General features: G+C 61.6%; 23 protein-coding genes. 19 read left to right on the top strand and 4 right to left on the bottom strand.

Translation table 11 applies throughout. The features are described 5' to 3' along the window. Positions 1–9 precede the first annotated feature (9 nt). Positions 10–309 (top strand): integration host factor subunit beta, encoded by a 300-nt coding sequence (locus AB4Z25_RS07600; RefSeq protein ID WP_018898213.1) that lies wholly within the window; start codon positions 10–12, stop codon positions 307–309. Between the two features lie 110 nt (positions 310–419). Beyond that, complete coding sequence (locus AB4Z25_RS07595; RefSeq protein ID WP_112538435.1) at positions 420–752, top strand: LapA family protein; 333 nt, start codon at positions 420–422, stop codon at positions 750–752. Here AB4Z25_RS07595 and AB4Z25_RS07590 read toward each other — a convergent pair whose 3' ends face one another. Then, complete coding sequence (locus tag AB4Z25_RS07590; protein ID WP_112538434.1) at positions 753–1,190, bottom strand: GNAT family N-acetyltransferase; 438 nt, start codon at positions 1,188–1,190, stop codon at positions 753–755. It lies immediately after the preceding gene. Between the two features lie 46 nt (positions 1,191–1,236). Continuing rightward, the gene (locus AB4Z25_RS07585) at positions 1,237–1,689 is read right to left on the bottom strand and encodes an SRPBCC family protein (RefSeq protein WP_112385265.1); all 453 of its coding nucleotides are present in this window, start codon (positions 1,687–1,689) and stop codon (positions 1,237–1,239) included. A gap of 116 nt (positions 1,690–1,805) precedes the next feature. Between AB4Z25_RS07585 and AB4Z25_RS07580 the strand changes: the two genes are divergently transcribed. The 6 genes from AB4Z25_RS07580 (at position 1,806) to AB4Z25_RS07555 (ending at position 8,321) form a co-directional block, all read left to right on the top strand. Beyond that, positions 1,806–2,903, top strand: a complete 1,098-nt coding sequence (locus AB4Z25_RS07580) for a class I SAM-dependent rRNA methyltransferase (protein ID WP_112538433.1) — start codon at positions 1,806–1,808, stop codon at positions 2,901–2,903. Next, the gene (locus AB4Z25_RS07575) at positions 2,900–3,757 is read left to right on the top strand and encodes a TrmH family RNA methyltransferase (RefSeq protein ID WP_112538432.1); all 858 of its coding nucleotides are present in this window, start codon (positions 2,900–2,902) and stop codon (positions 3,755–3,757) included. The genes AB4Z25_RS07580 and AB4Z25_RS07575 overlap by 4 nt, the downstream gene beginning before the upstream one ends. Beyond that, positions 3,754–4,257 carry a signal peptidase II gene (lspA, locus tag AB4Z25_RS07570; protein WP_112538431.1) on the top strand — a complete coding sequence of 168 codons (504 nt, stop codon included), beginning with the start codon at positions 3,754–3,756 and terminating at the stop codon, positions 4,255–4,257. Before AB4Z25_RS07575 ends, lspA begins: the two co-directional genes overlap by 4 nt. A gap of 55 nt (positions 4,258–4,312) precedes the next feature. Beyond that, entirely contained in the window at positions 4,313–6,574 is a 2,262-nt protein-coding gene (locus tag AB4Z25_RS07565; RefSeq protein ID WP_112538430.1) for an ATP-binding protein, read from the top strand. Positions 6,575–6,678: 104 nt separating this feature from the next. Beyond that, on the top strand, positions 6,679–7,554 hold the full coding sequence (locus AB4Z25_RS07560) for a GNAT family N-acetyltransferase (protein ID WP_112514095.1): 876 nt from the start codon (positions 6,679–6,681) through the stop codon (positions 7,552–7,554). Between the two features lie 131 nt (positions 7,555–7,685). Beyond that, the gene (locus tag AB4Z25_RS07555) at positions 7,686–8,321 is read left to right on the top strand and encodes a bleomycin resistance protein (protein ID WP_442207996.1); all 636 of its coding nucleotides are present in this window, start codon (positions 7,686–7,688) and stop codon (positions 8,319–8,321) included. 59 nt (positions 8,322–8,380) lie between these two features. Here AB4Z25_RS07555 and AB4Z25_RS07550 read toward each other — a convergent pair whose 3' ends face one another. Continuing rightward, the gene (locus AB4Z25_RS07550; RefSeq protein ID WP_112385259.1) at positions 8,381–10,666 is read right to left on the bottom strand and encodes an NADP-dependent malic enzyme; all 2,286 of its coding nucleotides are present in this window, start codon (positions 10,664–10,666) and stop codon (positions 8,381–8,383) included. Between the two features lie 302 nt (positions 10,667–10,968). On the opposite strand from AB4Z25_RS07550, the gene mutS reads away from it, so the two are divergent. From mutS to murJ, 4 genes are all read left to right on the top strand, one after another. Beyond that, positions 10,969–13,683 (top strand): DNA mismatch repair protein MutS, encoded by a 2,715-nt coding sequence (gene mutS, locus AB4Z25_RS07545; protein ID WP_442207995.1) that lies wholly within the window; start codon positions 10,969–10,971, stop codon positions 13,681–13,683. Between the two features lie 10 nt (positions 13,684–13,693). Then, positions 13,694–13,966, top strand: a complete 273-nt coding sequence (locus AB4Z25_RS07540) for a hypothetical protein (protein ID WP_112385257.1) — start codon at positions 13,694–13,696, stop codon at positions 13,964–13,966. 127 nt (positions 13,967–14,093) lie between these two features. Then, positions 14,094–16,985, top strand: coding sequence for a [protein-PII] uridylyltransferase (locus AB4Z25_RS07535; RefSeq protein ID WP_112538428.1), 2,892 nt, complete (start codon positions 14,094–14,096; stop codon positions 16,983–16,985). Then, positions 16,982–18,562 carry a murein biosynthesis integral membrane protein MurJ gene (gene murJ / locus AB4Z25_RS07530; RefSeq protein ID WP_112538427.1) on the top strand — a complete coding sequence of 527 codons (1,581 nt, stop codon included), beginning with the start codon at positions 16,982–16,984 and terminating at the stop codon, positions 18,560–18,562. The genes AB4Z25_RS07535 and murJ overlap by 4 nt, the downstream gene beginning before the upstream one ends. 3 nt (positions 18,563–18,565) lie before the next feature. Here the strand turns inward: murJ and AB4Z25_RS07525 are convergent, their stop codons facing one another. Beyond that, positions 18,566–18,994, bottom strand: coding sequence for a D-Ala-D-Ala carboxypeptidase family metallohydrolase (locus AB4Z25_RS07525; RefSeq protein WP_112385254.1), 429 nt, complete (start codon positions 18,992–18,994; stop codon positions 18,566–18,568). 332 nt (positions 18,995–19,326) lie between these two features. Between AB4Z25_RS07525 and AB4Z25_RS07520 the strand changes: the two genes are divergently transcribed. The 7 genes from AB4Z25_RS07520 to AB4Z25_RS07490 all read left to right on the top strand — a co-directional run bounded on the left by AB4Z25_RS07520 (position 19,327) and on the right by AB4Z25_RS07490 (position 24,475). After that, a complete protein-coding gene (locus AB4Z25_RS07520) occupies positions 19,327–19,728 on the top strand; it encodes a VOC family protein (RefSeq protein ID WP_112538426.1) in 402 nt (133 codons plus the stop codon). A gap of 91 nt (positions 19,729–19,819) precedes the next feature. Then, positions 19,820–20,884, top strand: coding sequence for a tryptophan--tRNA ligase (gene trpS, locus AB4Z25_RS07515; RefSeq protein WP_112538425.1), 1,065 nt, complete (start codon positions 19,820–19,822; stop codon positions 20,882–20,884). Between the two features lie 120 nt (positions 20,885–21,004). Next, positions 21,005–21,964 (top strand): hypothetical protein, encoded by a 960-nt coding sequence (locus tag AB4Z25_RS07510; RefSeq protein WP_112538424.1) that lies wholly within the window; start codon positions 21,005–21,007, stop codon positions 21,962–21,964. Positions 21,965–22,047: 83 nt separating this feature from the next. Beyond that, positions 22,048–22,539, top strand: a complete 492-nt coding sequence (locus AB4Z25_RS07505) for a universal stress protein (RefSeq protein WP_112385250.1) — start codon at positions 22,048–22,050, stop codon at positions 22,537–22,539. Between the two features lie 113 nt (positions 22,540–22,652). Beyond that, entirely contained in the window at positions 22,653–23,219 is a 567-nt protein-coding gene (locus AB4Z25_RS07500) for a NifU family protein (protein ID WP_112538423.1), read from the top strand. A 99-nt stretch (positions 23,220–23,318) separates the two neighbouring features. Then, positions 23,319–23,978, top strand: a complete 660-nt coding sequence (gene tsaB / locus AB4Z25_RS07495) for a tRNA (adenosine(37)-N6)-threonylcarbamoyltransferase complex dimerization subunit type 1 TsaB (RefSeq protein WP_112538422.1) — start codon at positions 23,319–23,321, stop codon at positions 23,976–23,978. Further along, a complete protein-coding gene (locus tag AB4Z25_RS07490; RefSeq protein WP_442207921.1) occupies positions 23,975–24,475 on the top strand; it encodes a GNAT family N-acetyltransferase in 501 nt (166 codons plus the stop codon). The genes tsaB and AB4Z25_RS07490 overlap by 4 nt, the downstream gene beginning before the upstream one ends. Positions 24,476–24,494 lie beyond the last annotated feature (19 nt).

Raw genomic sequence — 24,494 nt, 5'->3', positions numbered from 1 at the left:
GGGGCGACCGTGATCAAGTCGGAACTGGTGCAGATAGTTGCCGCGCGCAACCCGCATCTCTATCACCGCGACGTCGAGAATATCGTCAATGCCGTTCTCGACGAGATCACCGATGCACTGGCAGCGGGCAACCGCGTCGAACTGCGCGGCTTCGGCGCCTTTTCTGTCAAGAACCGCCCGTCGCGCTCCGGCCGGAACCCCCGTACCGGCGACACCGTGTTCGTCGAAGAGAAGTGGGTTCCGTTCTTCAAGACCGGCAAGGAACTGCGCGAACGGCTGAACCCCGGCCAGGCCGATCAGGACGACTGAGACCTGCCCTGCGGCGAAACCGCGCTTGAACTTCGCCCGCCGATTCCTATTCTGCATAAAGTCTGAAAGCGCCGTTTGAACGCGGCGCTGATAATGCGCGGAGGCCATCCATGGCGAAGAAGATCACCAACCTTTTGATTTTGCTGCCGCTAGGCATCATCCTGATCATCTTCTGCGTCGCCAACCGGCAGATCGTGACGCTGGCCTTCAATCCCTTCCGGCCCGAAGATCAGGTCCTGTCACTATCAGCGCCATTCTTCGTCTTCATCTTCATCGCGCTGATCATCGGCATGTTCGCAGGCTCTGCCGCCACCTGGTTCAGCCAGGGCAAGCACCGCAAGCGGGCGCGCAACGAAGCGAAGGAGGCCGTGCGCTGGCAGAGCGAGGCGGATCGCCACAAGGCGCGCGCCGAAGAGATCGCAGGCCAGCTTCCATCGCGATAATCAGCGCGGCGGATCGAAGGTCAGCTCCTCATACTCGCCTTCCGACGACATCCCTCCGCTGGTAACGGCGAAGCCCCTGGATAGATAGAAGGCTTTTGCCCGGGCATTGTTGACCAGGCATTTCAGCCGGTATTTATGCCGTGGCCAGTCCGGAAGTGCGGCAAGCAGCGCTGTGCCGACGCCCCTGCCCCGCCATTCCTTGCGGATATAGAGCATGTGAACGAAATCGTCGGCTGCCCAGAGCGTCATGAAACCGGCGATCGTGCCATCGTCCGCCTCTGCGAGCCAGACGAGTTCGCCTTGCGTGTGAGCCGCAAAATCCTCGTGCCGGAACTTGTGGGGATCGACCCAGGTGAAGGTCTGGCGGCGAACCTGGAGATAAATGTCGGCCAGCTCTTCGCGATCCGAATGCTGCGGGGTCCTGATCGTCACGTTCATGCTTCAGGCTTAGCTTAGACATCGCAAGCCGCCAATGGCCCGAAGCTCAGATCGCTGCCTTTTCCGAGACTGCCGCATTGAAATCGGCGAAGAACTGCTGCGCCAATTTCTGCGAGGTGGAGTCCACCAGCCGGGCGCCAAGTTGCGCAAGCTTTCCGCCGACCTGCGCTTTTGCCGCATATTGCAGGATGGTTTCGCTGCCGTCTTCCTTCAACACGACATCGGCGCCGCCTTTGGCAAAGCCCGCGATGCCGCCCTTGCCTTCGCCGGAGATCGTGTAGCTTTCAGGCGCGTTGATATTGGACAGCGTCACCTCGCCGTTGAAGGTGGCCGAGACCGGGCCGATCTTGATCTTGACCGTCGCCGCCAACTCGGTCGGCGAGGTCATCTCCAGCACCTGACAGCCCGGAATGCAGCGCTTGAGGATGTCTGGATCATTGAGCGCGGCCCATACGGCATCGCGCGGAGCATTGATGCGTTCCTCTCCGGTCATATCCATTCGAAATCCTCCCACTTCGGATCGCTAAACTTATCACAGCGGGAAAGCGCTTTGCCAAGGTGAAACGGAATGCTATTTGCACGGGCTCTATCGAATTGAAGACGCGGAACACCACGTTGAAACAAAAAGAACGCCGGCCGGGCGCAAAGACGCCTTCCGGCTCCTCCGGCCACCGCCGCAACGACGAGCGCCCCAACCGCCCGGCAAAGCCCGCGGCGAAACCTGCGGCTGCCCGCGAGGCGGTGCGCGAAGCCGCCGCCAGCCTTGCTATCGAACGGCCATTGCAGACGCGGACGGGCGACCGGCCAGCTGAGCGCGTGCCTGTCATCCTGGAATCGCTGGGTGCCGGCGATTTCCATCTGATCGACAGCGGCAACGGCCAGAAGCTCGAACAATACGGGCCCTATCGCATCATCCGCCCCGAGGGACAGGCGCTGTGGCAACCGTCACTTCCGACGCATGTCTGGGAAAAGGTCGATGCCGCCTTCACCGGTGACGTCGATGAAGAGGGCACCGGCCGCTGGCGCTTCCCGAAGGATGCGCTCGGCGAAACCTGGCCGCTCCATCTGCTCGGCGTCGATTTCTTCGGCCGCTTCACGTCGTTCCGGCATGTCGGCGTATTTCCGGAGCAGATCGTCCATTGGGCCTGGATGAAGGAACAGGTCGAACGTGCAGGGAGGCCGCTCAAGGTGCTGAACCTCTTTGGCTATACCGGTGTCGCCTCGCTGGTCGCAGCTGCAGCCGGTGCCGAAGTGACCCATGTCGATGCCTCGAAGAAGGCAATCGGCTGGGCGCGTGAGAACCAGGCGCTCGGACGGATGGAAAAGCTGCCGATCCGCTGGATCTGCGAAGACGCGATGAAGTTCATCCTGCGCGAGGAACGCCGCGGCAACACCTATGACATCATCCTGACGGATCCGCCGAAATTCGGCCGCGGGCCGAATGGCGAGGTCTGGCACCTCTTCGAGCATCTGCCTCTGATGCTTGACATCTGCCGCGGCATCCTGTCGCCCAAGGCCGTCGGCCTGGTGCTGACCGCCTACTCGATCCGCGCCAGCTTCTATTCGATCCACGAACTGATGCGCGAAACGATGCGCGGCGCCGGTGGCGTTGTCGAATCCGGCGAGCTGGTGATCCGCGAAGGCGGTCTCGACGGCAAGACGCCGGGCCGCGCCCTTTCTACGTCTCTCTTCTCCCGCTGGGTGCCGAAATGAACGAATATCACGACCGCGGACCCCGCCGGGTCGGCCAGGTGAAGGAAGTCACCTCGCTTGCCAATCCGATTATCAAGGACATCAAGGCGCTCAGCGACAAGAAGACCCGCGAGCAAAGTGGCACCTTCATGGCCGAGGGCCTGAAGCTCGTAATCGACGCGATCGAGCTCGGCTGGACGATCCGCACCCTAGTCTATGCCAAGGCCGCGAAGGGCAAGCCGCTGGTCGAGCAGATGGCGGCGAAGACCGTCGCCTCGGGCGGGCTGGTGCTCGAAGTGAGCGAGAAAGTGCTTTCCTCGGTCACGCGCCGCGACAATCCGCAAATGGTCGTCGGCATCTTCGAGACCCGCTGGAAACCGCTGCGTGACATCCATCCCCAGCAGGGCGAAACCTGGATCGCACTCGACCGCGTCCGCGATCCCGGCAATCTCGGCACGATCATTCGTACCGCCGATGCAGCAGGCGCCTCCGGCGTCATCCTTGTCGGTGAAACGACGGATCCTTTCTCGCTGGAGACCGTGCGCGCCACCATGGGCTCGGTCTTTGCCGTGCCGGTCACCCGCGCTTCTCCCGAGGACTTCATTGCCTGGAAGAAGGCAGCCGGTGTTTCGGTGGTCGCAACGCATCTTGCCGGATCGGTGGACTACCGCACGATCGACTACAAGAAGAAGCCCGTCGTTATCCTGATGGGCAACGAGCAGTCCGGCCTCCCCGATCAGCTTGCCAGCCAAGCCGATGCTCTCGCCCGCATTCCGCAGCAGGGCCTTGCCGACTCGCTCAATCTTGCCGTCGCCAGCGCCGTCATGCTCTTCGAGGCCAGGCGCCACCTTCTCTCATTGTCCGAGGCAAAATGACCGAACAGACGCTCCCGCGCCCGGCCCTCTTTTCGCGCCCGCTGCCGATCCTCCTGTTCATCGTGGTGGCGGTGATCCTCGATCAGGCCGTGAAGATCGCCGTCGATCACTATCTGCCGCTGCAGGAGATGGTTCCGGTCATCCCGATGCTGGCGCTCTATAGAACCTACAATCTCGGCGTCGCCTTCTCGATGCTCTCAGGTATGGATGGCTGGTTCATCGTGGGAATGCGCCTGATCATTGTCGTCTTCGTGATCTGGATGTGGCACCGCACAGCGAAGGACCGCTGGATCGCGCATACCGGCTTCGCGCTGATCATTGCCGGCGCGCTCGGCAACCTCTTCGACCGCTTTCTCTACGGGCACGTGATCGATTATATCCTGTTTCATACCGAAACATGGTCGTTCGCGGTTTTCAATCTTGCCGATAGTTTTATCACCGTCGGCGCGGGATGCGTGATTCTTGACGAGTTGCTGCAACCGAAAAAGGCCGAAAGCTAAAATTTTAGCTTTTTCCTGAAGGCATTCGGAAGAGCGCCTATGTTAGCCAGAAGTCATGCAAAGCTTGGCTCAACTGCAGGAAAGATTGACCGCGGCATTCGGTCCCGCCAAACCGCAGGCAATGCGGACGGCGGATGATAACCTGCAATCCAAGGCTGACGCGCTGCCCGAGCACCGGAAGCGGCCGCTTCGCAGCATTGTGTCATATTGGCTCGGTGGCGCCGGTCTGATTGCGGCCTGCCTCCTCATTTTTCTCGGACAGGCAGGCGGCATTCTGTTTCTATCCGCCGGACTTGCCTTCATTGCTGTCGTGCTGATCGCCTATGCCGCCGCGTCGAGCCGCAAGACGAATTCCCGTCTGGCCGCGAAGACCGGACATGAGCGCGTACCGGCCAGCGAGGCAGCAGATCTTTTTGCCAATGTCCACGACGTACTTGGCGATATCACCGTTACCCGCAGCATCGACCGGCGAATCCTTGGCGCCAACGCGACGTTCCGGCGTCTCACCGGGCGGTTGAAGCCGGAAGGCCAGACCTGCGAGGAAATCGGCATCGCCTTCCGCCCCGGCGCCGAGCCGCACCGCTTCGACGTCGAAATCTCGACGCCGGAGGGACAGCGCATCTTTGTCTGGAACGACGTCGTCACCCGCGATCCCACGAACGGCAATCTGCTGATCCAGAGCGTCGCGCGCGACGTGACCGCCGAGCGCCTGACGGCACAGGCGCGTGAAGAGGCGCGGCAGAAGGCCGAATACAACAGCGCGGCAAAGTCGCGTCTGCTTGCCACCGTCAGCCATGAAATCCGCACGCCGCTGTCCGGCATTCTCGGCATGACGCATCTGCTGACCCAGGCTCAGATGACGCAGGAGCAGCAGAACTATATCGGCGGCATCCGCCAGTCCGGCCATGCGCTGACGCAACTGGTTGAAGACCTGCTCGATTTCTCGACCATCGAAGTCGGCCGTTTCCAGCTGCGGCCGCGATCGGAATCGCTCCGGCAGTTGCTGGAAAGCGTCGTCGAGATGCTGGCGCATCGCGCCCATGAGAAGGATATCGAGATCGGCGCGACAGTGTCTTCGGATGTTCCGGAATTCATGAGCTTCGATCCGGCCCGGCTTCGCCAGGTGCTGTTCAACGTCATCGGCAACGCCGTGAAATTCACCCAGGCCGGCGGCGTCTTCATCCGCGCCGCCCTGACGGACGACGAACTCGTCATCACCGTGACCGACACCGGACCCGGCATGACGGCGGAGGAGCAGTCGCGGATCTTTGCCGAATTCGAACAGGGAGGAACGATGATGGAAAAGAGCGGCGGCACCGGGCTTGGGCTGACGATCTCCGCCCGCATCATGCGCGAATTCGGCGGCTCGCTGACGGTTGCCAGCGAAAAGGGCAAAGGCAGTGAATTCACCATCCGCTTCCCGGCAGGCATGACCGACGAAAGCCGCGGACGGCGCAAAGGGCTGCTGGCGGGAAACACGGTCCTTTTGCTCGCACCGGCCGGTGCGGCGCGGGCCGCGATAGCTGAGACGGTGACGGCACTCGGCGGCGATTGCCACCTCGTCGAAGACGGCGAGACGGCCCGCGAGACGCTGCTTTACATGGCCGGTCGCGGACAACGCCCGACCGACATCATCATCGATCATCGGCTATCGGCCGAGTTCTCCAGCCACCTTGCCGATCGCGCCGACATTGCAGCGCTCGGCCTGCGCAAGATCCTGCTCGTCAATCCGGAAGAACGCAATTCCCATGCGCTCGATCTCTTTGACGCCTGGCTGATCCGGCCGCTGCGCGAGCAGTCGTTGATCGACGTACTGCGCGGCCGCATGCGCGGCATGGAAAAGCGCGACGCTCTGAACGACAATCAGCCAGGCTTCAGCGCCTCGATCCCGGAAGCCAGCCAGCAGCACGGACTGAATATCTTGCTTGGCGAAGACGATCCGATCAACGCGATGCTTGTGCGTGCGATGCTGGAGAAGGGCGGCCACACCGTCCGCCATGTCGAGGACTTCGAAGCGCTGCTCGATGGCGCCCTGTCCGAGAACGGCAGCAGGCCTGATATCATCATCAGCGACCTGACCATGCCGGGCGGCGAAGGTGTCGACATGATCGGCCGCCTGCGCGGTCACGAGCGCCGGCTCGATCTGCTGCCGGTGCCCGTCATCGTGCTGACGGCCGACAAGCGGGACGAGTCGCGCCGCGCAGTTCTGCTCGCCGGGGCCAACCGCGTCATGATCAAGCCGATCGACCCCATCCGGCTACTGACCGAGGTTCAGGCCGTCGCCGCGCTCTCCGCAAGACGCGCCGAAGCGCTCTGATGATGAGTGACACCAGCTGCATTTTTCCGTAACATTGATGTCACTTTCCTGTCGCACATTAGTGTTTTATGGCAGCTCATAAGCCGGCAACGGGAGAATCGTCAATGGACATCGACACCTTGAATCGTGAGACATTGGTGGAGGCGACACGGCCAGCAACTTCGGCCCCGCCGAAGGAAAGCGACGTTCTCGGCCGCATCGGCAACCTCGAAACCCGGCTGGCCCGCACTGCAAGCGAAATCGATGCTTCGCAGCATGTGCGCTACCGCGTTTTCGTCGAGGAAATGGGCGCGCAGCTTCCGGCGGAGACGATGCGCCGTGAGCGCGATGTCGATGCCTATGACGCCTTCTGCGACCACCTGCTCGTTCTCGACCGCTCGATCGAGGGCGACAGCGAAGACCAGATTGTCGGCACCTACCGCCTGCTGCGGCAGGACGTCGCAATGGCGAATGGCGGCTTTTACTCGGCTTCCGAATTCGCCATCGGCGAGCTGCTCGCCCGGCACCCCGACAAGAAGTTCATGGAACTCGGCCGCTCCTGTGTGCTGCCCGCCTACCGCACCAAGCGTACGGTCGAGCTTCTCTGGCAGGGCAATTGGGCCTACGCCCTGAAGCATGGCGTCAGCGCGATGTTCGGTTGCGCATCGTTTCCAGGCGTTCATCCGGAAAGCCATGCGCTGGCGCTTTCCTTCCTGCACCACACGGTCGTTGCCAAGGACGAGTGGGCTGTCGATGCACTGCCGCATATGGCACGCGCCATGGACCTGATGCCGCCGGAAGCGGTGAACCCGAAGAAGGCGCTGATGGCGCTTCCGCCGCTGATCAAGGGTTACCTGCGCCTCGGCGCCATGGTCGGCTCCACAGCCGTCGTCGACCACGCCTTCAACACCACCGACGTGCTGATCGTCCTGCCGATCTCCAGCATCTCGGACCGCTACCTGAATTACTACGGCGCCGACGCCGGACGTTTTGCGAGCTGATAACAGTGGGCAGGCGCCGTCACTCTTGACGGCGCCCGGTTGGACATTCATCCTGAAGTCAGCGTTTCAGTAGGGCGCATCGGCATGGTGCCGGCTGGGCTATGCCCGCCTACGATCTTCAACGTTGCGCCATGCCCAATTTCGAAAACCTCAAGAAAAAAGCCAAGCATTTCAAACGCTGGCATCAGGATCGCTATTATCCTGTCGCTGCGGAAATTGGATATTGGCTCCCGCGCTTCAGGAACCTTGACGACAAGGCTATCCTCAACGCCGAGTTCAAGCTGGTTGATGCTCAAGAGCTGGTTGCCGCTATGGAGGGCTTTACAAGCTGGGCCGCGCTGAAAGAGGGACTTAGCGACATGAGTTCATCAGCCAAGCAGCAATCCCCATCAACGCCTCGAATGATCGATTCACAGCCTCAGCTGTTCGTGAGCGACATCGATTCATCTCTCTCATTTTATGCCCAGAAGCTGAAATTCGAAACGACCTTCGCCTACGGTAATCCGCCCTTCTATGCCCAGGTCGCCCGTGACGCTGCGAAGCTGAATATCAGGCACGTCGATAGCCCAGCCTTCAGCATTGAATTTCGGCGCCAGGAAATCGATGCGCTCTCGGCAACGATCACTGTCGACGACGTGAAGGCATTATTTCTGGAATATACGGCGGCCGGTGTTCCATTCTATCAGAGCCTGAAAACGGAACCTTGGGGCGCGCGCACATTCATCGTGCGCGATCCCGATGGCAACCTGATCATGTTCGCGGGTTGAGGACAGACTGATGACAAAGCGGATGTGTCGCCCATTCCGCTTTGTCATTACTGTTCGCTTTACGACCCGGCCGCATAGGCGGCGATTGCCGCCATGTTGACGATGTCGCTGTCCTTGGCGCCCATCGAGGTGATCTGGACGGCCTTGTCGAGGCCGACGAGGATCGGGCCGATGACGGTGGAGCCGCCGAGTTCCTGCAGCATCTTGGTGCTGATGGAGGCCGAGTGGAAGGCTGGCATGACGAGGACATTGGCCGGGCCGGAGAGGCGGCAGAACGGATACTGTTCCATCGCCTTGCGGTTCAGCGCCACATCCGCCGACATTTCGCCGTCATACTCGAAATCGACGCGGCGCTTGTCGAGGATCTTCACCGCTTCGCGGACGCGCTCGGAGCGCTCACCCGAGGGGTGGCCGAAGGTGGAGTAGGCGAGCATGGCGACGCGCGGTTGGTAGCCCATGCGGCGGGCGAGACCGGCGGCTTCCTCGGCGATATCGGCCAGCTCTTCCGCTGTCGGCATGTCATGGACGGCGGTATCGGCAACGAAGACAGTGCGGCCACGGGCAAGCACCAGAGATACACCGATAACCCGGTGGCCCGGCTTCTCGTCGATACAGCGGCGGACGTCTTCCAGCGCCGTCGAGTAGTTGCGCGTAATCCCGGTCACCATGCCGTCGGCATCGCCGAGCGCTACCATGGTGGCCGCGAAATGGTTGCGGTCGTTGTGGATCAGGCGCTGGGCATCGCGATGCAGATAGCCCTTCCGCTGCAGGCGGGCATAGAGATAATCGATATAGGCCTCGACGCGGGTGGAGATGCGGGCATTGACGATCTCCAGACCGGGACGGTTGAGATCGATGCCGGCACGCTCGGCCGTCGCCTTGATCAGATCCTCGCGGCCAAGCAGGATTGCCGTGCCGAGCTGCTGGTTGGCGTAGGAGAGTGCGGCGCGCATCACCTGCTCTTCTTCCGCCTCGGCAAAGACGACACGCTTCGGACGTCGGCGGACGCGCTCGTAGAGGCTCGCCAGCGTCGAGGCGATCGGATCGCGGCGGGCGGAGAGCTCGCGGCGATAGCCGTCCATATCGGTGATAACCTTGCGGGCCACGCCGCTCTCAATCGCAGCTTCCGCGACTGCGGCCGGGATCGCCGAGATCAGCCGCGGATCGAAGGGTACCGGGATGATGTACTGCGCGCCGAAGCGCGGGCGATTGCCCTGATAGGCGGCAACGACATCGTCGGGCACATCTTCGCGGGCGAGACTGGCGAGCGCCTTGACGGCGGCAATCTTCATGTCGTCGTTGATCGTCGTGGCGCGAACATCGAGCGCGCCGCGGAAGATGTAGGGGAAGCCGAGGACGTTGTTGACCTGGTTCGGATAGTCCGAGCGGCCGGTCGCCATGATTGCGTCGTCGCGGATGCGGGCGACTTCTTCAGGCGTGATTTCAGGATCCGGGTTCGCCATCGCGAAAATGATCGGCCGGTCTGCCATCGAGCGGATCATGTCTTCCGAGAAGGCGCCCTTCTGCGACAGGCCGAAGACGACGTCGGCACCCTTCATCGCTTCTTTCAGCGTGCGGGCCTTGGTCTTGACGGCGTGGGCTGACTTCCACTGGTTCATGCCCTCGGTGCGGCCTTGGTAGATCACGCCCTTGGTGTCGCAGAGCACGATGTTTTCCGACGCGAAACCCATCGCCTTGATCAGCTCGACGCAGGCGATCGCCGCGGCTCCGGCCCCGTTGCAGACGAGCTTCGTCGTCTTCAGGTCACGGCCCGTGAGCTCCAGCGCATTGATCAGACCGGCTGCGGCGATGATTGCGGTGCCGTGCTGGTCGTCGTGGAAAACCGGGATGTCCATCAGCTCGCGCAGGCGCTGCTCGATGATGAAACAGTCGGGCGCCTTGATATCTTCGAGGTTGATGCCGCCGAAGGACGGGCCGAGGAAGCGGACGCAATTGATGAACTCGTCGACATTCTCGGTATCGACTTCAAGGTCGATGGAATCGACATCGGCGAAACGCTTGAAAAGGACCGACTTGCCTTCCATGACCGGCTTGGACGCCAAAGCGCCGAGATTACCGAGACCGAGAATGGCCGTACCGTTGGAAATGACGGCCACCATGTTGCCACGCGTCGTGTAGTCGTAGGCAGTGGCCGGATCGGCGGCGATCGCCTTGACCGGAACGGCGACACCAGGCGAATAGGCCAATGAGAGATCACGCTGTGTCGCCATCGGCTTGGTTGGATTGACCTCGAGCTTGCCCGGCCGCCCCATAGAGTGGAAGTCCAGTGCTTCCTTGTCGGTGATGCCGTTGGCGGGGCGCTGCTTGCTGTTCATGTCGGGCATATGTCCTCCAAATCTCCTGGCAACCATCTTCGATTGCGCCGTTATCCCTCTATAGGCACGCTTATTTGGGCCGACACGACGCCTTGCGAAAAAGCCGTACGGCTACAATCGATTAAAATATCCGCCGGAGCTGACAGGTGTCCCCTCAAGGGGTTCCTGACCTCGCGGTTCGCCGAATACCTCCCTCAATCCTCCTGTGGGCTAACGGCTCCCATTTCCCGATAGCTGTTGTCTTCTATAGCCGCGCTTCGATAGGGTGGCACCTGTTTTTTAGGGAAAAGCCGACCGACGTGAACGACAGAATGGATCCTCGACACGAAGCCTTTTCGGCTGCCGAACTTTCGACGGAGGAAAGCCGCGCCTCGGCGACGCCGATGATGGAGCAGTTCATCGAGATCAAGGCGAACAATCCGGATTCGCTGCTGTTCTACCGCATGGGCGATTTCTACGAGCTGTTCTTCGAGGACGCGCTCGATGCCTCCCGCGCGCTCGGCATCACGCTGACGAAGCGCGGCCAGCATATGGGTCAGGATATCCCGATGTGCGGCGTCCCTGTCCATGCCGCCGACGATTACCTGCAGAGGCTGATCGGCCTCGGCTTCCGCGTTGCCGTCTGCGAGCAGGTCGAAGATCCGGCCGAAGCCAAGAAGCGTGGCTCGAAATCGGTGGTCAAGCGCGATGTCGTCCGCCTGGTCACGCCGGGTACGATCACCGAAGAGAAGCTGCTTTCGCCATCGGAATCGAATTACCTGATGGCGCTCACCCGGATCCGCGGCGCGTCCGAACCGCTGATGGCGCTTGCCTGGATCGACATTTCGACCGGCGTTTTTCGTCTCGCCGAAACAGAGACGTCCCGCCTGCTGGCCGATATCCTGCGCATCGAACCGCGCGAGCTGATCGTGCCGGATACGATGTTCTACGATCCGGAACTGAAGCCCGTTTTCGACGTGCTTGGCCGGGTCGCCGTGCCGCAGCCGGGCGTGCTGTTCGACAGCGCCACAGCCGAGGGCCGCATCACCCGTTATTTTGGCGTCTCGACGCTCGATGGATTCGGGACTTTCTCGCGGGCCGAACTTGCGGCTGCAGCCGCCGCTGTCGCTTATGTCGAGAAGACCCAGATCGCCGAGCGGCCGCCGCTTGGAAAGCCGGAGCGCGAGAGCGGCGCCTCGACGCTCTTCATCGATCCGGCAACGCGCGCCAATCTCGAACTGGCAAAGACACTCTCGGGAGACCGCAACGGATCGCTTCTGAAGGCTATCGACCGTACAGTTACCGGTGGTGGCGCACGGTTGCTCGCCGAGCGGCTGATGTCGCCGCTGACCGATCCGGCAAGGATCAATGAGCGGCTGGATTCGATCGGCTTTCTGATCGAAGAGCCATCGCTTTGCGGCGATCTGAGGGATGCCTTGAAGCACGTGCCGGATATGCCGCGTGCACTCTCCCGCCTGGCGCTCGATCGCGGCGGACCGCGCGACCTCTGGGCGATCCGCCAGGGACTGGGTGCTGCAAGTGAACTGGCGCGCCGTCTTTCCGATGCCCTGCTACCCGCAGAACTCGATAGCGCCTCGACTGAGCTTCTTGCGCTTCCGCCCGCGCTGGAAACGCTGCTCGGCGAGACGCTGGCCGACGAATTGCCGCTGCTGAAGCGCGACGGCGGCTTTCTGCGCGATGGCGCGGATGCCGAGCTCGACGAAGTCCGGGCACTGCGCGACCAGTCCCGCCGCGTGATTGCCGGACTGCAGCTGCAATATGCCGATGAGACCGGCATCAAGTCGCTGAAGATCAAGCATAACAATGTTCTCGGCTATTTCATCGAGGTGACGGCGGGCAATGCCGGGCCGATGACCGATACTGCTGAGGCCAAGGCGCGCTTTATCCATCGCCAGACGATGGCGAATGCCATGCGTTTCACGACGACAGAGCTCGCCGATCTCGAAAGCCGTATTGCCAACGCCGCCGACCGGGCGCTGCAGATCGAGCTGAAGGCCTTCGACCGGATGACTGCGGCAGTGGTTGCCGAGGCCGAGGCTATCAAGGCCGGCGCCCGGGCGCTCGCGATCATCGACGTCGCCGCGGCCTTGGCCCTGCTCGCCGACGAGCAAGCCTATTGCCGCCCGATGGTCGATGGCTCGAAGATGTTCGCGATCGAAGGCGGCAGGCATCCTGTCGTCGAGCAGGCGCTGCGGCGCCAGTCCTCGGGTCCCTTCGTCGCCAACAACTGTGATCTGTCTCCCGCTTCCGACGGCAAGGATGGCGCCATCTGGCTGCTGACCGGCCCGAACATGGGCGGTAAATCGACCTTCCTGCGCCAAAACGCCCTGATTGCGATCCTGGCACAGATGGGCTGTTTCGTCCCGGCGGCATCAGCGCATATCGGCATCGTCGACCGGCTGTTTTCCCGCGTCGGCGCATCCGACGACCTCGCCCGCGGCCGCTCGACCTTCATGGTCGAGATGGTCGAGACCGCGGCGATCCTCAATCAGGCTACGGAGCGCTCGCTCGTGATCCTCGATGAGATCGGCCGCGGAACGGCGACGTTCGACGGCCTGTCGATCGCCTGGGCCGCTGTCGAGCATCTGCATGAGGCCAACCGGTGCCGCGGTCTGTTTGCGACGCACTTTCATGAGCTGACGGTTCTGTCGGAAAAGCTTGCCCGGCTATCGAACGCCACGATGCGCGTGAAGGAATGGGACGGCGACGTCATCTTCCTGCATGAAGTCGGCCCGGGCGCGGCGGATCGCTCCTATGGCATCCAGGTTGCGCGGCTGGCCGGCCTGCCTGCCTCGGTCGTCTCACGGGCGCGCGACGTGCTGACGCGTCTGGAAGACGCCGACCGCAAGAACCCGGCGAGCCAGCTGATCGACGACCTGCCGCTCTTCCAGGTGGCGGTGCGCCGCGAAGATGGCAATCGTGGCCCTTCAAAGGTCGAGGAAGCGCTGAAAGGCATGAGTCTTGACGACATGACGCCGCGCGAGGCGCTGGACGCGCTTTACGCCCTGAAGAAGCAAGTGAAGTAGGAGCCGCCGGATGTTCATGCGCAGCCTTGTCCGCGAGACACAGCGGCTTTCCGATATGTTCACGATCCTCGAGGCGCTGCGCAAGGCCGACGAGCATGGCAATCCGCGGGGCTGGAACTCGCCCTACGGCCTTCTGGAAGTGACGCGCAGCTGCGCACTGATCTGCGAACTGGCGTCGATGATCGCCAAGGCGGGATACCGCGAATGTGACAGGCCGACGCTCGAGGCGATTACCGGTGAAGCCCGGCAGGTGCTGTATTCGGTCCAGGCCCAGGCCGCCTGAAAGCCGGCGCCCGCCGAACTTGCGGCAAACCGCCTCGCCACGGCCCGCGCCAACACCTTTTCGCCAAAATTAAAGGTTCTTGAGGTATGAAGCCGGTGTCATTCGCCGGGCAGAGAGGCTATAGCGCATGCAGACGAAACGAGAGGCGCAGAACGATCAAGCCGCGCCGCGCGAACAGAGCATGGCGAAGCAGGACATCGACTTTTCAAGCATTCTCGACACCGCGTACCTGCAGAGCCAATGCGACGCCGTCGCCGAGGCGAACAGGAACCGGCCGGACCTTCTACGCTCCGACCTCTTGGCGGTTCTCAAGAAAGCAAGCACAGAGGGCCGCCAGAAAGCCCGGACGCTGCTTTCGGACGACGGCAGCGGACTGAATTGCGCCTACCGCATTTCATGGCTTCAGGACCAGATCATCTCGGTTCTCTACAATTTCGCGATCACCCACGTCTTTCCGAAGCAGAAGGACAAGTTCGCGGTGACCGCGGTCGGCGGCTATGGCCGTGACACGCTGGCGCCGGGCTCCGATATCGACCTTCTGTTCCTCTTCCTGCCGAAGCCGGGCGAGGAGACCCACAAGGCCGTGGAGTTCATGCTCTACATCCTCTGGGACATGGGCTTCAAAGTCGGCCACGCGACCCGCACCGTCGAAGAATGTATCGCGCTGTCGAAATCCGACATGACCATACGCACGGCGATCCTCGAAATGCGCTATATCTGCGGCCTCCAATCGCTGGAGACCGATCTCGAAGCGCGCTTCGACAAGGAAATCGTCACCGGCACCGGCCCGGAATTCATCGCCGCCAAGCTTGCCGAGCGCGACGAGCGCCACCGCAAGGCCGGCGACACGCGCTATCTCGTCGAGCCCAACGTCAAGGAAGGCAAAGGCGGTCTGCGCGACCTGCACACGCTCTTCTGGATCTCCAAATACTACTATCACGTCCGCGATCCCGCAGAGCTCATCAAGCTCGGCGTTCTCTCCAAGCAGGAATACCGGCTCTTGATGCGCGCCGAGGATTTCCTCTGGGCCGTGCGCTGCCATATGCACTTCCTGACCAACAAGGCGGAAGAGCGGCTTTCCTTCGATATCCAGCGCGAGATTGCCGAAGCGCTGGGCTATCAGCCGCGCCCTGGCCTTTCGGCCGTCGAGCGCTTCATGAAGCACTACTTCCTGGTGGCCAAGGATGTCGGCGATCTGACGCGCATTCTCTGCGCCGCGCTCGAAGACCAGCAAGCAAAGTCGACCCCGGGACTGAGTGGCGTGCTGAGCCGCTTCACGCACCGGACCCGCAAGATCGCCGGAAGTGCCGAATTCGTCGAGGATCGCGGCCGTATTACGCTTGCCGATCCTGAGGTCTTCAAGCGTGACCCTGTCGCCATCATCCGGCTCTTCCATGTGGCCGATCTGAATGGACTGGAATTCCATCCCGATGCCCTGAAGCGGGTCAGCCGCTCGCTCGGCCTGATCGACAACGATCTGCGCGACAACGAGGATGCGAACCGGCTTTTCTTGTCGATCCTGACATCACACCGTGATCCGGCGCTGATCCTGCGGCGGATGAACGAGGCAGGCGTGCTTGGCCGCTTCATTCCGGAATTCGGCAAGATCGTCGCGATGATGCAGTTCAACATGTATCACCATTATACGGTGGACGAGCATCTGATCCGCAGCGTCGACGTGCTGTCGGAAATCGACAAGGGCAAGGCCGAGGAGCTACACCCGCTTTCCAACAAGCTGATGCCGGGCATCGAGGACCGTGACTCGCTCTATGTCGCGGTGCTGCTGCACGACATCGCCAAGGGCCGCCAGGAAGATCATTCGATTGCCGGCGCCCGCGTTGCCCGCAAGCTCTGCACGCGCTTTGGCCTGTCGCAAAAGCAGACCGAGACGGTGGTCTGGCTGATCGAGGAACATCTGACGATGTCGATGGTCGCCCAGACCCGCGACCTGACGGACCGCAAGACGATCACCGATTTTGCCGATCGCGTGCAATCGCTGGAACGGTTGAAGATGCTGCTGATCCTGACGATCTGCGATATCCGCGCCGTCGGCCCCGGTGTCTGGAACGGCTGGAAGGGCCAGCTGCTGCGCACGCTCTATTACGAAACCGAACTGCTGCTTGCCGGCGGCTTCTCCGAAGTGTCGCGCAAGGAGCGCGCCGGCTTCGCTGCCGAGGCATTGTTCAACGCGCTCTCCGACTGGACACAGAGGGACCGCAAGACCTATACGAAGCTGCACTACCAGCCCTACCTGCTTTCGGTTCCGCTGGAAGACCAGGTGCGCCATGCGCATTTCATCCGCCAGACCGACAAGGCCGGTCAGGCGCTGGCGACCACCGTCCGGACCGACAGCTTCCATGCGATCACCGAGATCACCGTGCTGTCACCCGACCATCCGCGCCTGCTTGCCGTCATCGCCGGTGCCTGCGCAGCGGCCGGAGCGAATATCGTTGATGCACAGATCTTCACGACATCGGACGGACGCGCGCTCGACACGATCCATGTGAGCCGCGAATTTCCCAACGACGAAGACGAGCTGCGCCGTGCGGCGACGATCGGCCGGATGATCGAGGACGTGCTTTCGGGCCGCAAGCGGCTGCCTGAAGTCATCGCGACACGCACCAAGAACCGCAAGAAGAGCAAGGCCTTCGTCATTCCGCCGTCGGTCAACATCACCAACAACCTGTCGAACAAGTTCACCGTCATCGAGGTCGAATGCCTCGACCGCGCCGGTCTGCTGTCGGAAATCACCGCCGTGCTGTCCGATCTGTCACTCGACATTCAATCCGCCCGCATCACAACATTCGGCGAGAAGGTGATCGATACCTTCTACGTCACAGACCTCGTCGGTCAGAAGATCACCAGCGACAGCAAGCGCTCCAACATCACCGCCCGGCTGAAAGCCGTCATGGCGGGCGAGGAGGACGAACTGCGCGAGCGCATGCCTTCGGGCATCATCGCGCCTGCTGCCACCAGGACTTCGCAGCCGAACGACAAGAAAGCCGGTTCGCCCGCATGAGCCTCGTCAAGAAATTTGCCACCGTCGGCGGCGCCACCCTCGGCAGCCGTATCTTCGGTTTTGCCCGCGAAACGCTGATGGCCGCCGCCCTCGGCACCGGGCCGATGGCCGACGTGTTCTACGCCGCCTTCCGCTTCCCGAACCTCTTCCGGCGGCTGTTCGCCGAAGGCGCATTCAACGCAGCCTTCGTGCCGCTGTTTGCCAAGGAGATCGAGGCGAATGGCACCGATGGCGCCAAGCGTTTCTCGGAAGAAGTCTTCGGCGTGCTGTTCTCGGTACTGCTGCTCATCACCATCGTGATGGAGCTCTGCATGCCGCTTCTGGTGCGCTTCATCATCGCGCCGGGTTTCACCGACGATCCGGACAAGTTCTCGATCACGGTGCGCATGGCGGCGGTGATGTTCCCGTATCTGATGTGCATGTCGCTGACGGCGATGATGAGCGGGATGCTGAATTCGCTGCATCACTTCTTTGCCGCCGCGGTTGCACCTGTTTTCCTCAACGTCGTCATGATCGGCGCGCTGTTTTATGCGCTCTACACGGGCTCCGAGCCACTGCAGACGGCTTGGTACCTTTCTTGGGGCGTTCTGGCGGCGGGTATCCTGCAGCTCGCCGTCGTCTATATCGGCGTCCTCCATGCCGGCATGAGTATAGGCCTGCGCCGTCCGCGCATGACGCCCAACGTCAAGCGGCTGCTGATCCTCGCGGTTCCCGCAGCCGTCACCGGCGGTATCACGCAGATCAACCAGATGATCGGCCAGGCGATCGCCTCATCGCGCGAAGGTGCGATTGCAGCGCTTCAATATGCCGACCGTATCTATCAGCTGCCGCTCGGTGTCGTCGGCGTTGCCGTCGGCGTCGTCCTGCTTCCGGAACTGGCGCGCGCGCTCAAGGGCGGTAATCTGCGCGAAGCTGGCAACCTGCAGAACCGCTCGATCGAATTCGTGCTGTTCCTGACGATCCCGGCTGCCTTCGCCCTCTGGATTCTCTCCGACGAGATCATCCGCGTGCTCTACGAGCGTGGCGCGTTCCACCAGGAAAACACTGCTATCGTCGGCTCGATCCTGGCGATCTACGGTATCGGCCTTCCGGCTTTCGTGCTCATCAAGGCCTTGCAGCCGGGCTTCTATGCCCGCGAGGACACCAAGACGCCGATGCGGTTTTCAGCTGTTGCCGTCGGCGTCAACTGCGCGACAGCGCTGACGCTTTTCCCGCATCTCGGCGCTCCCGGCATCGCGGTTGCCGAGGCGACGGCGGGCTGGATCAGCACGGTGTTGCTGTTCACCACTCTTATTCGGCGCGGCCACCTCGCGTGGGAATGGGCGCTGGCGCGGCGCGCGGCGCTGCTCGTCGTCTCGGCCGCCGTCATGGGTGGCGTCATCATCTATCTGCAGCATCGCTGGGAGCCGTGGCTCGCCTCAAGCGCTCATCTGACGACCAAGGTCGGCACACTGGGACTGCTGATTGGGATCTCGATGATCATCTATTTCGCCACGGCATTCCTGATCGGCGGCGCCGATCTCGGCATGATCCGCCGCAACCTCAACCGCAAGCCGGCACCTTCCACCGAAGGCTGAGGCTCAACAGTAGGTCCATCGCCGCTTCGGCCCGGTATCGACATGGACGATGCCGTTGCAGTAGCGGCCGATACCACCGATGCCCGGTGCACTCTGAGCGGCGGCAATAACCACCCGCTCGGAAACGCCGGGCACCCGGATATCGGCGGCGTTGCAATGCCGGTGCTGGGAGTGCGACCGGCCGGAATGCGGCCGGAAACCCGATGTGACCATCGGGCGCCTGCCGGTCTTGGCGGCGATATGGGCAAGAATTCCTCTCAGGCGCGGCGGAAAGCAGCCGACACGGACGCTGACGGTCTGCACCGTGTAGGCAGATGTGGCGGCATTCTTGAGCAGCCTGACGGATGGCTTCTTGGCGGTCTGGGCATTGGCATTCAAGCAACAAGACACGGCGAAAAGACTGGCGAGCGCCAGGGATAGAATGGTGTGCATCGACGTCCCTCCGGAAAGGGCCGGGCTGAAAGGGCAGCGCCCGGCCGGATGGCGCCAGGAACGTTGGTTTCAATTGTGACCATTTTGTGAAATTTTCTACCAATTGAAAATGTGAAAATACCTCATTTATAGGATATTCACATTTTCAACATAGCTATAAATGAGTATAAAATACTCCTGACACCCAAAGCGGAATCAAGGCTTTGCCCGTTGCGCGCATAGCCCATCCGAAATCGCTTTCGGCGCGCAAAAAATGCGGCTCGGCGGCTGAAAAAAGTTTAAGAAGGGAGCCTTCATCCCGTTGAAATGCCTTGAATCAGGAGCCCGGACCCATGCAGTCGCTGTTTCTCGTCACGCTTGTTGTCGATGACTATGATCGCGCAAAGGCTTTCTATTGTGGTTCGCTCGGCTTCGACTGCCTGCAGGATGAGGCGATGCCGGACGGCAAGCGCTGGGTCGTGGTCAAACCGCGCGGCGGCGAAGGCGCGGCCTTCCTGCTTGCGCAGGCCGCAGACGAACAGCAGAAGGCCGCGATCGGCAATCAGACCGGAGGGCGCGTCGGCTTCTTCCTGAAGACCGACGATTTCGCGCGCGACCATACGGGAATGACTGCAGCCGGCGTTCGCTTTCTGGAGGAGCCGCGGCACGAGATTTACGGCACCGTCGCCGTGTTTTCGGATCCCTACGGCAACACCTTCGACCTCATCCAACACGCCGCACCAGCAGGCTCTTGATTGCCGCGTTTGACGCGTGCATAAGCGCGCCCGTTAGCAACATGGGCGTCGTGCCCTGGGGCCCTCCACCAGCCTAATCGAGGACATCATCATGGGCGAATTCAAGAAGCTCGTATTCTCCGGCGTTCAGCCGACCGGCAATCTCCATCTCGGCAATTATCTCGGCGCGATCCGCAAGTTCGTGGCGCTGCAGGACGGCAATGATTGCGTCTATTGCGTCGTCGACCTGCATTCGATCACCGCGCAGCTGGTTCACGAGGACCTGCGCGGCCAGATCCGTTCGATCGCTGCGGCCTTTATCGCCGCCGGCATCGATCCGGAAAAGCATATCGTCTTCAATCAGTCCGCCGTGCCGCAACATGCCGAGCTTGCCTGGGTCTTCAATTGCGTTGCCCGTATCGGCTGGATGAACCGCATGACGCAGTTCAAGGACAAGGCCGGCAAGGACCGCGAGAATGCCTCGCTTGGCCTGCTTGCCTATCCGAGCCTGATGGCCGCCGACATTCTCGTCTATCGCGGCACCCATGTGCCTGTTGGCGACGACCAGAAGCAGCATCTGGAGCTGGCGCGCGACATCGCCATGAAGTTCAATCTTGACTATCAGGATCACATCCGCCGGGCCGGTCACGGCACGGATATCGTGGTCGGCAACGAGCCTGTTCACGCCTATTTCCCGATGGTCGAGCCGCTGATCGATGGTCCGGCGCCGCGGGTCATGTCGCTGCGCGACGGCACGAAGAAGATGTCGAAATCCGATCCGTCCGACCTGTCGCGCATCAATTTGATGGACGACGAAGAGGCGATCTCCAAGAAGATCCGCAAGGCAAAGACCGATCCCGATGGCTTGCCGAGCGAAATCGAGGGTCTGAAGGGCCGCCCAGAAGCCGACAATCTTGTCGGCATCTATGCAGCACTGGCCGACAAGACGAAGGCGGAGGTTCTCGCCGAATTCGGCGGTCAGCAGTTCTCGGTCTTCAAGCCAGCCCTCATCGATCTGTCGGTGCAGGTTCTGGCGCCAATCACCGGCGAGATGCGCCGGCTGATGGACGACACGACCCATATCGACACGATCCTGCGCAACGGCGGCGAGCGCGCCCGCGCCCGCGCCGAAGCCACGATGAAGGACGTCCGCGACATCATCGGATTTCTTTACTAGGCAAACATTGTTCGAGCCGGGCGTTGTCAGCCCGGCTCAAGCTTTGCCTGCCATGGATTTCCAGCATTGTCCGGACAGTCCGGACGATCATCCAACGCTGACGCGCTGCAAGGAACATCCATGACCCCGTCTGCCTCCACTCCAGGTGCGGCGCATTTGCCGGACGTCGAACTGCTGAGGGCCAAGGTCGCCGGGAACGGATGCCTCGTATACCAGCCCTATCTGAACGATCAGCAGCTCGCCTCGCTGGATCCGCAGGCTGTGCCACTCGACATATCGTTCAATACCGAGGCCGCGACGCGCGAATACGAGCTGTTTCGGACGCTCTACGATCACCATAGAGCCATCGGGTTCGACCCTTCCGCCTTCTGGGGTCTTGTTTCCAGCAAGTTCGCGTTGAAGGCTGCCACGCCATTTTCCCATTTCGTATCTCAGGCGAGCGAAGCGCAACGCGCCGGTTTCGACTGCTATGCCTACAATCCGATGCTGGCCAACGCCGCGATCTTTCTCAGTGCCTGGGATCAGGGTATCGCGACCGGTCATGTCGGCATGGACAAGATCTTCGACTATCTTGCCGCGACCGGCTACCCTGTGGGCGAGCCGCAAGGCCCGGATACATTCTTCTTCTGCAATTATTTCGTGGCAAACGACCGCTTCTGGAGAGGCTACTTCTCCTATTGCGAGGCTATCCTCTACGCTCTCGAGCAAGAGGCCGCCGCAGGCAGGCAGGCAGGCCTAGCCTATATCGGCCACGGCAATTATGCGCGCGACAAGAACACGAGCATGCGGCCGTTTGTCATCGAGCGCCTTCTCGGTCTCTACATCGCCTCCGCGCGCACCAGCGGACTGAAGGTTGCCGGTTTCGTTCCCCAGGCTGAAGACTTTGCCCGCAAATTCGGCGACCGCATGGGCAGCGCCTTGTTCGATCTCTGGTCAAAAAAGAACGATGGCATTGCAGGTGAAGGCGCTTCACGTTTCGAGACATGGAAGGAAGCCCGCTTCGCGATCGCATCGCAACCGATCCTCGCGCTTCATGCCGACGATCCGCCGGCCTGGCTCCCCAGGATCAACAAGCTCTAAGTGCCGAGCGAACCCGTCCGGAAGGTTTTGCGCTCGTACGAGGGGCTTGCAAATTTTCGGGTTAGGGTGTCAGACTCCGCGCCATGGTATCAAAGCGACTCTCCCGTCTTGAAGGTCATCGCCGCAAGTTCATGGCGGTCATTGACGGTACACCCGAATGCCAGCGCGCCGTTCACTATGCCGGCCGGCGTGCCAAGAATTCCAACGGCGGCCTCGTTCTCGTCTATGTGATCCCGGAAGGCGATTTCCAGCAGTGGCTGGGCGTCGAGGAAATCATGCGTGCGGAAGCGCGCGAGGAAGCGGAAGCTGTCGTTGCCAAGTCAGCGCAGGTTGTGCGCGAGACGATCGGCATCGAACCGGAAATCGTCATCCGCGAAGGCAGTGCTGCCGAGCAGATCAATCTGGCGATCGAAGAAGACCGGGATATTGCTATCCTGGTGCTCGCGGCAAGTTCGGCGAAAGAGGGACCAGGACCCCTGGTCTCCTCGGTTGCCGGCAAGGGTGCGGCTTTTCCGATCCCCGTCACCGTGCTTCCCGATACGCTGACGAATGAAGAGTTGGACGCGCTTGCCTGAGAAGGGCAATTCTGGAGTCATTATCTCTTGAATGGCGCGGCCAAACAGCCTATTTTCTTTTGAAGAATTCTAAAGACGGCCCCGAGCGACGGCTTGGCCGCATGGAGAGCGAAATGTTCATTCAGACCGAAGCCACCCCGAACCCCGCCACGCAGAAGTTCCTGCCGGGCAAGGTGGTGATGGAGAACGGCACGGCCGAATTCCGCAGCATAGACGAAGCGCAGGCTTCACCGCTCGCCGCGCGCCTGTTCGAAATCCCGGGCGTGACAGGCGTCTATTTCGGCTATGATTTCATTTCCGTCTCCAAGGACAATGCCGAATGGCAGCACTTGAAGCCGGCGATCCTCGGCTCGATCATGGAACATTTCATGTCGGGCAAGCCTGTCATGGGCGATGCATCGATCCTTTCCGAAGATGCGGATGCCGGCGATGAGTTTTTCGATGCAGGCGACGAGTCGATCGTCCTCACCATCAAGGAACTGCTGGACACACGTGTGCGTCCGGCCGTGGCCCAGGACGGTGGCGACATCACCTTCCGCGGCTTCAAGGACGGCAAGGTCTATCTCAACATGAAGGGCTCCTGCGCCGGTTGCCCCTCCTCTACCGCAACGCTGAAGCATGGCGTTCAGAACCTGCTTCGCCACTTCGTTCCCGAAGTGCAGGAAGTCGTCGCGGCCTAAACAACAGTATTTGCGCATCGATTCACCCGACCGGGCTATTGCAGCACGGCCGGATGAATTTATTCTGCGCGCGGAAGAATTTATTCGGAAATTGATGGCATGATAATTCTGGCGCTCGACACGGCAGGTGTGGATTGCGCTGCCGCTGTTTTTGACAGCGGTAGTGAGACGGTGCTTGGGGAGGCATCGGAGATGATTGGCAAGGGGCATGCAGAGCATCTGATGGGCATCGTCGACCGCGCATTGTCGCAGGCCGGCAAGAAGCTCGCGATGGTCGAACGCATCGCCGTGACGATCGGCCCCGGCTCCTTCACAGGCATTCGAGTGGGTGTGGCTGCGGCCCGCGGTTTCGCCCTCGCACTCGGTATCCCGACGGTCGGCGTCACGACGCTGGAAACCATGGCAGCGGCACAACGGCTGAAGACGCCCGGCCGCGCGGTCCTTGCCGCCATGGATGCCAAGCGCGACGAAATCTATCTCCAGAGTTTTTCTGCCGAAGGCGAACCGCTTGACGAGCCCCGCGCCGTACCGATTGCGGAGGCCATCGCTTTCGCATCGTCTTTCGACGGCGAAATCACCGGCTCGGCCGCGCCGCTGCTGCGGCCCGAACTGACTGGCGACTATGTCAACGCATTTCCCATTTCCATCGTGGCGCGCCTCGGTGCTGCCGCTGATCCGTCTTCCGGAAAGCCGAAGCCCCTTTATCTGCGTGGACCCGACGCCAAGCCACAGGCGGGGTTTGCGATTGCGCGAGTATGACGATGCTGGAAGCCTATCTGTCGCTTAAGCCGGAATTCGAGATTGTCGCGATGGACAGCGACGACTGTCATGGGGTTGCGGTGCTCCACGGCGAACGATTTGCCCGCCCCTGGGGCGACGGCGAGTTTCACAGCCTGCTCAGCCAGGACAATGTCTTCGGTTTCGTCGCGCGCCAGACCAACGCTTTCCTCAAGAAGCCTCTGCCCGGTTTCGTGCTTGCCCGGCAGGTGGCAGGCGAGGCGGAAATCCTGACGGTCGCGGTGCAGACGAAGGCCGCGCGCTCCGGCCTCGGCTGGCGGCTGATGCAGGCGGCGATGCGTGAAGCGCATGCGCGGGGTGGTGAAAGCCTGTTCCTGGAAGTCGATGCGGGCAACGTGCCGGCACTCGGTCTTTACCGCAAGCTTGGCTTCGAGCAGGTTGGCGAACGCCGGGGCTATTACAAAGACGACAAGGGTGCGGTTTCCACGGCGCTTGTCATGAAGCGCGTTCTTCGCTAGTTCCCTCTTGGAACTGGAA

It is taken from the genome of Rhizobium sp. RAF36 (genome assembly GCF_052114105.1).
Taxonomy (GTDB): Bacteria; Pseudomonadota; Alphaproteobacteria; order Rhizobiales; family Rhizobiaceae; genus Rhizobium.
This window is presented reverse-complemented; position numbering and strand designations above follow the sequence as displayed.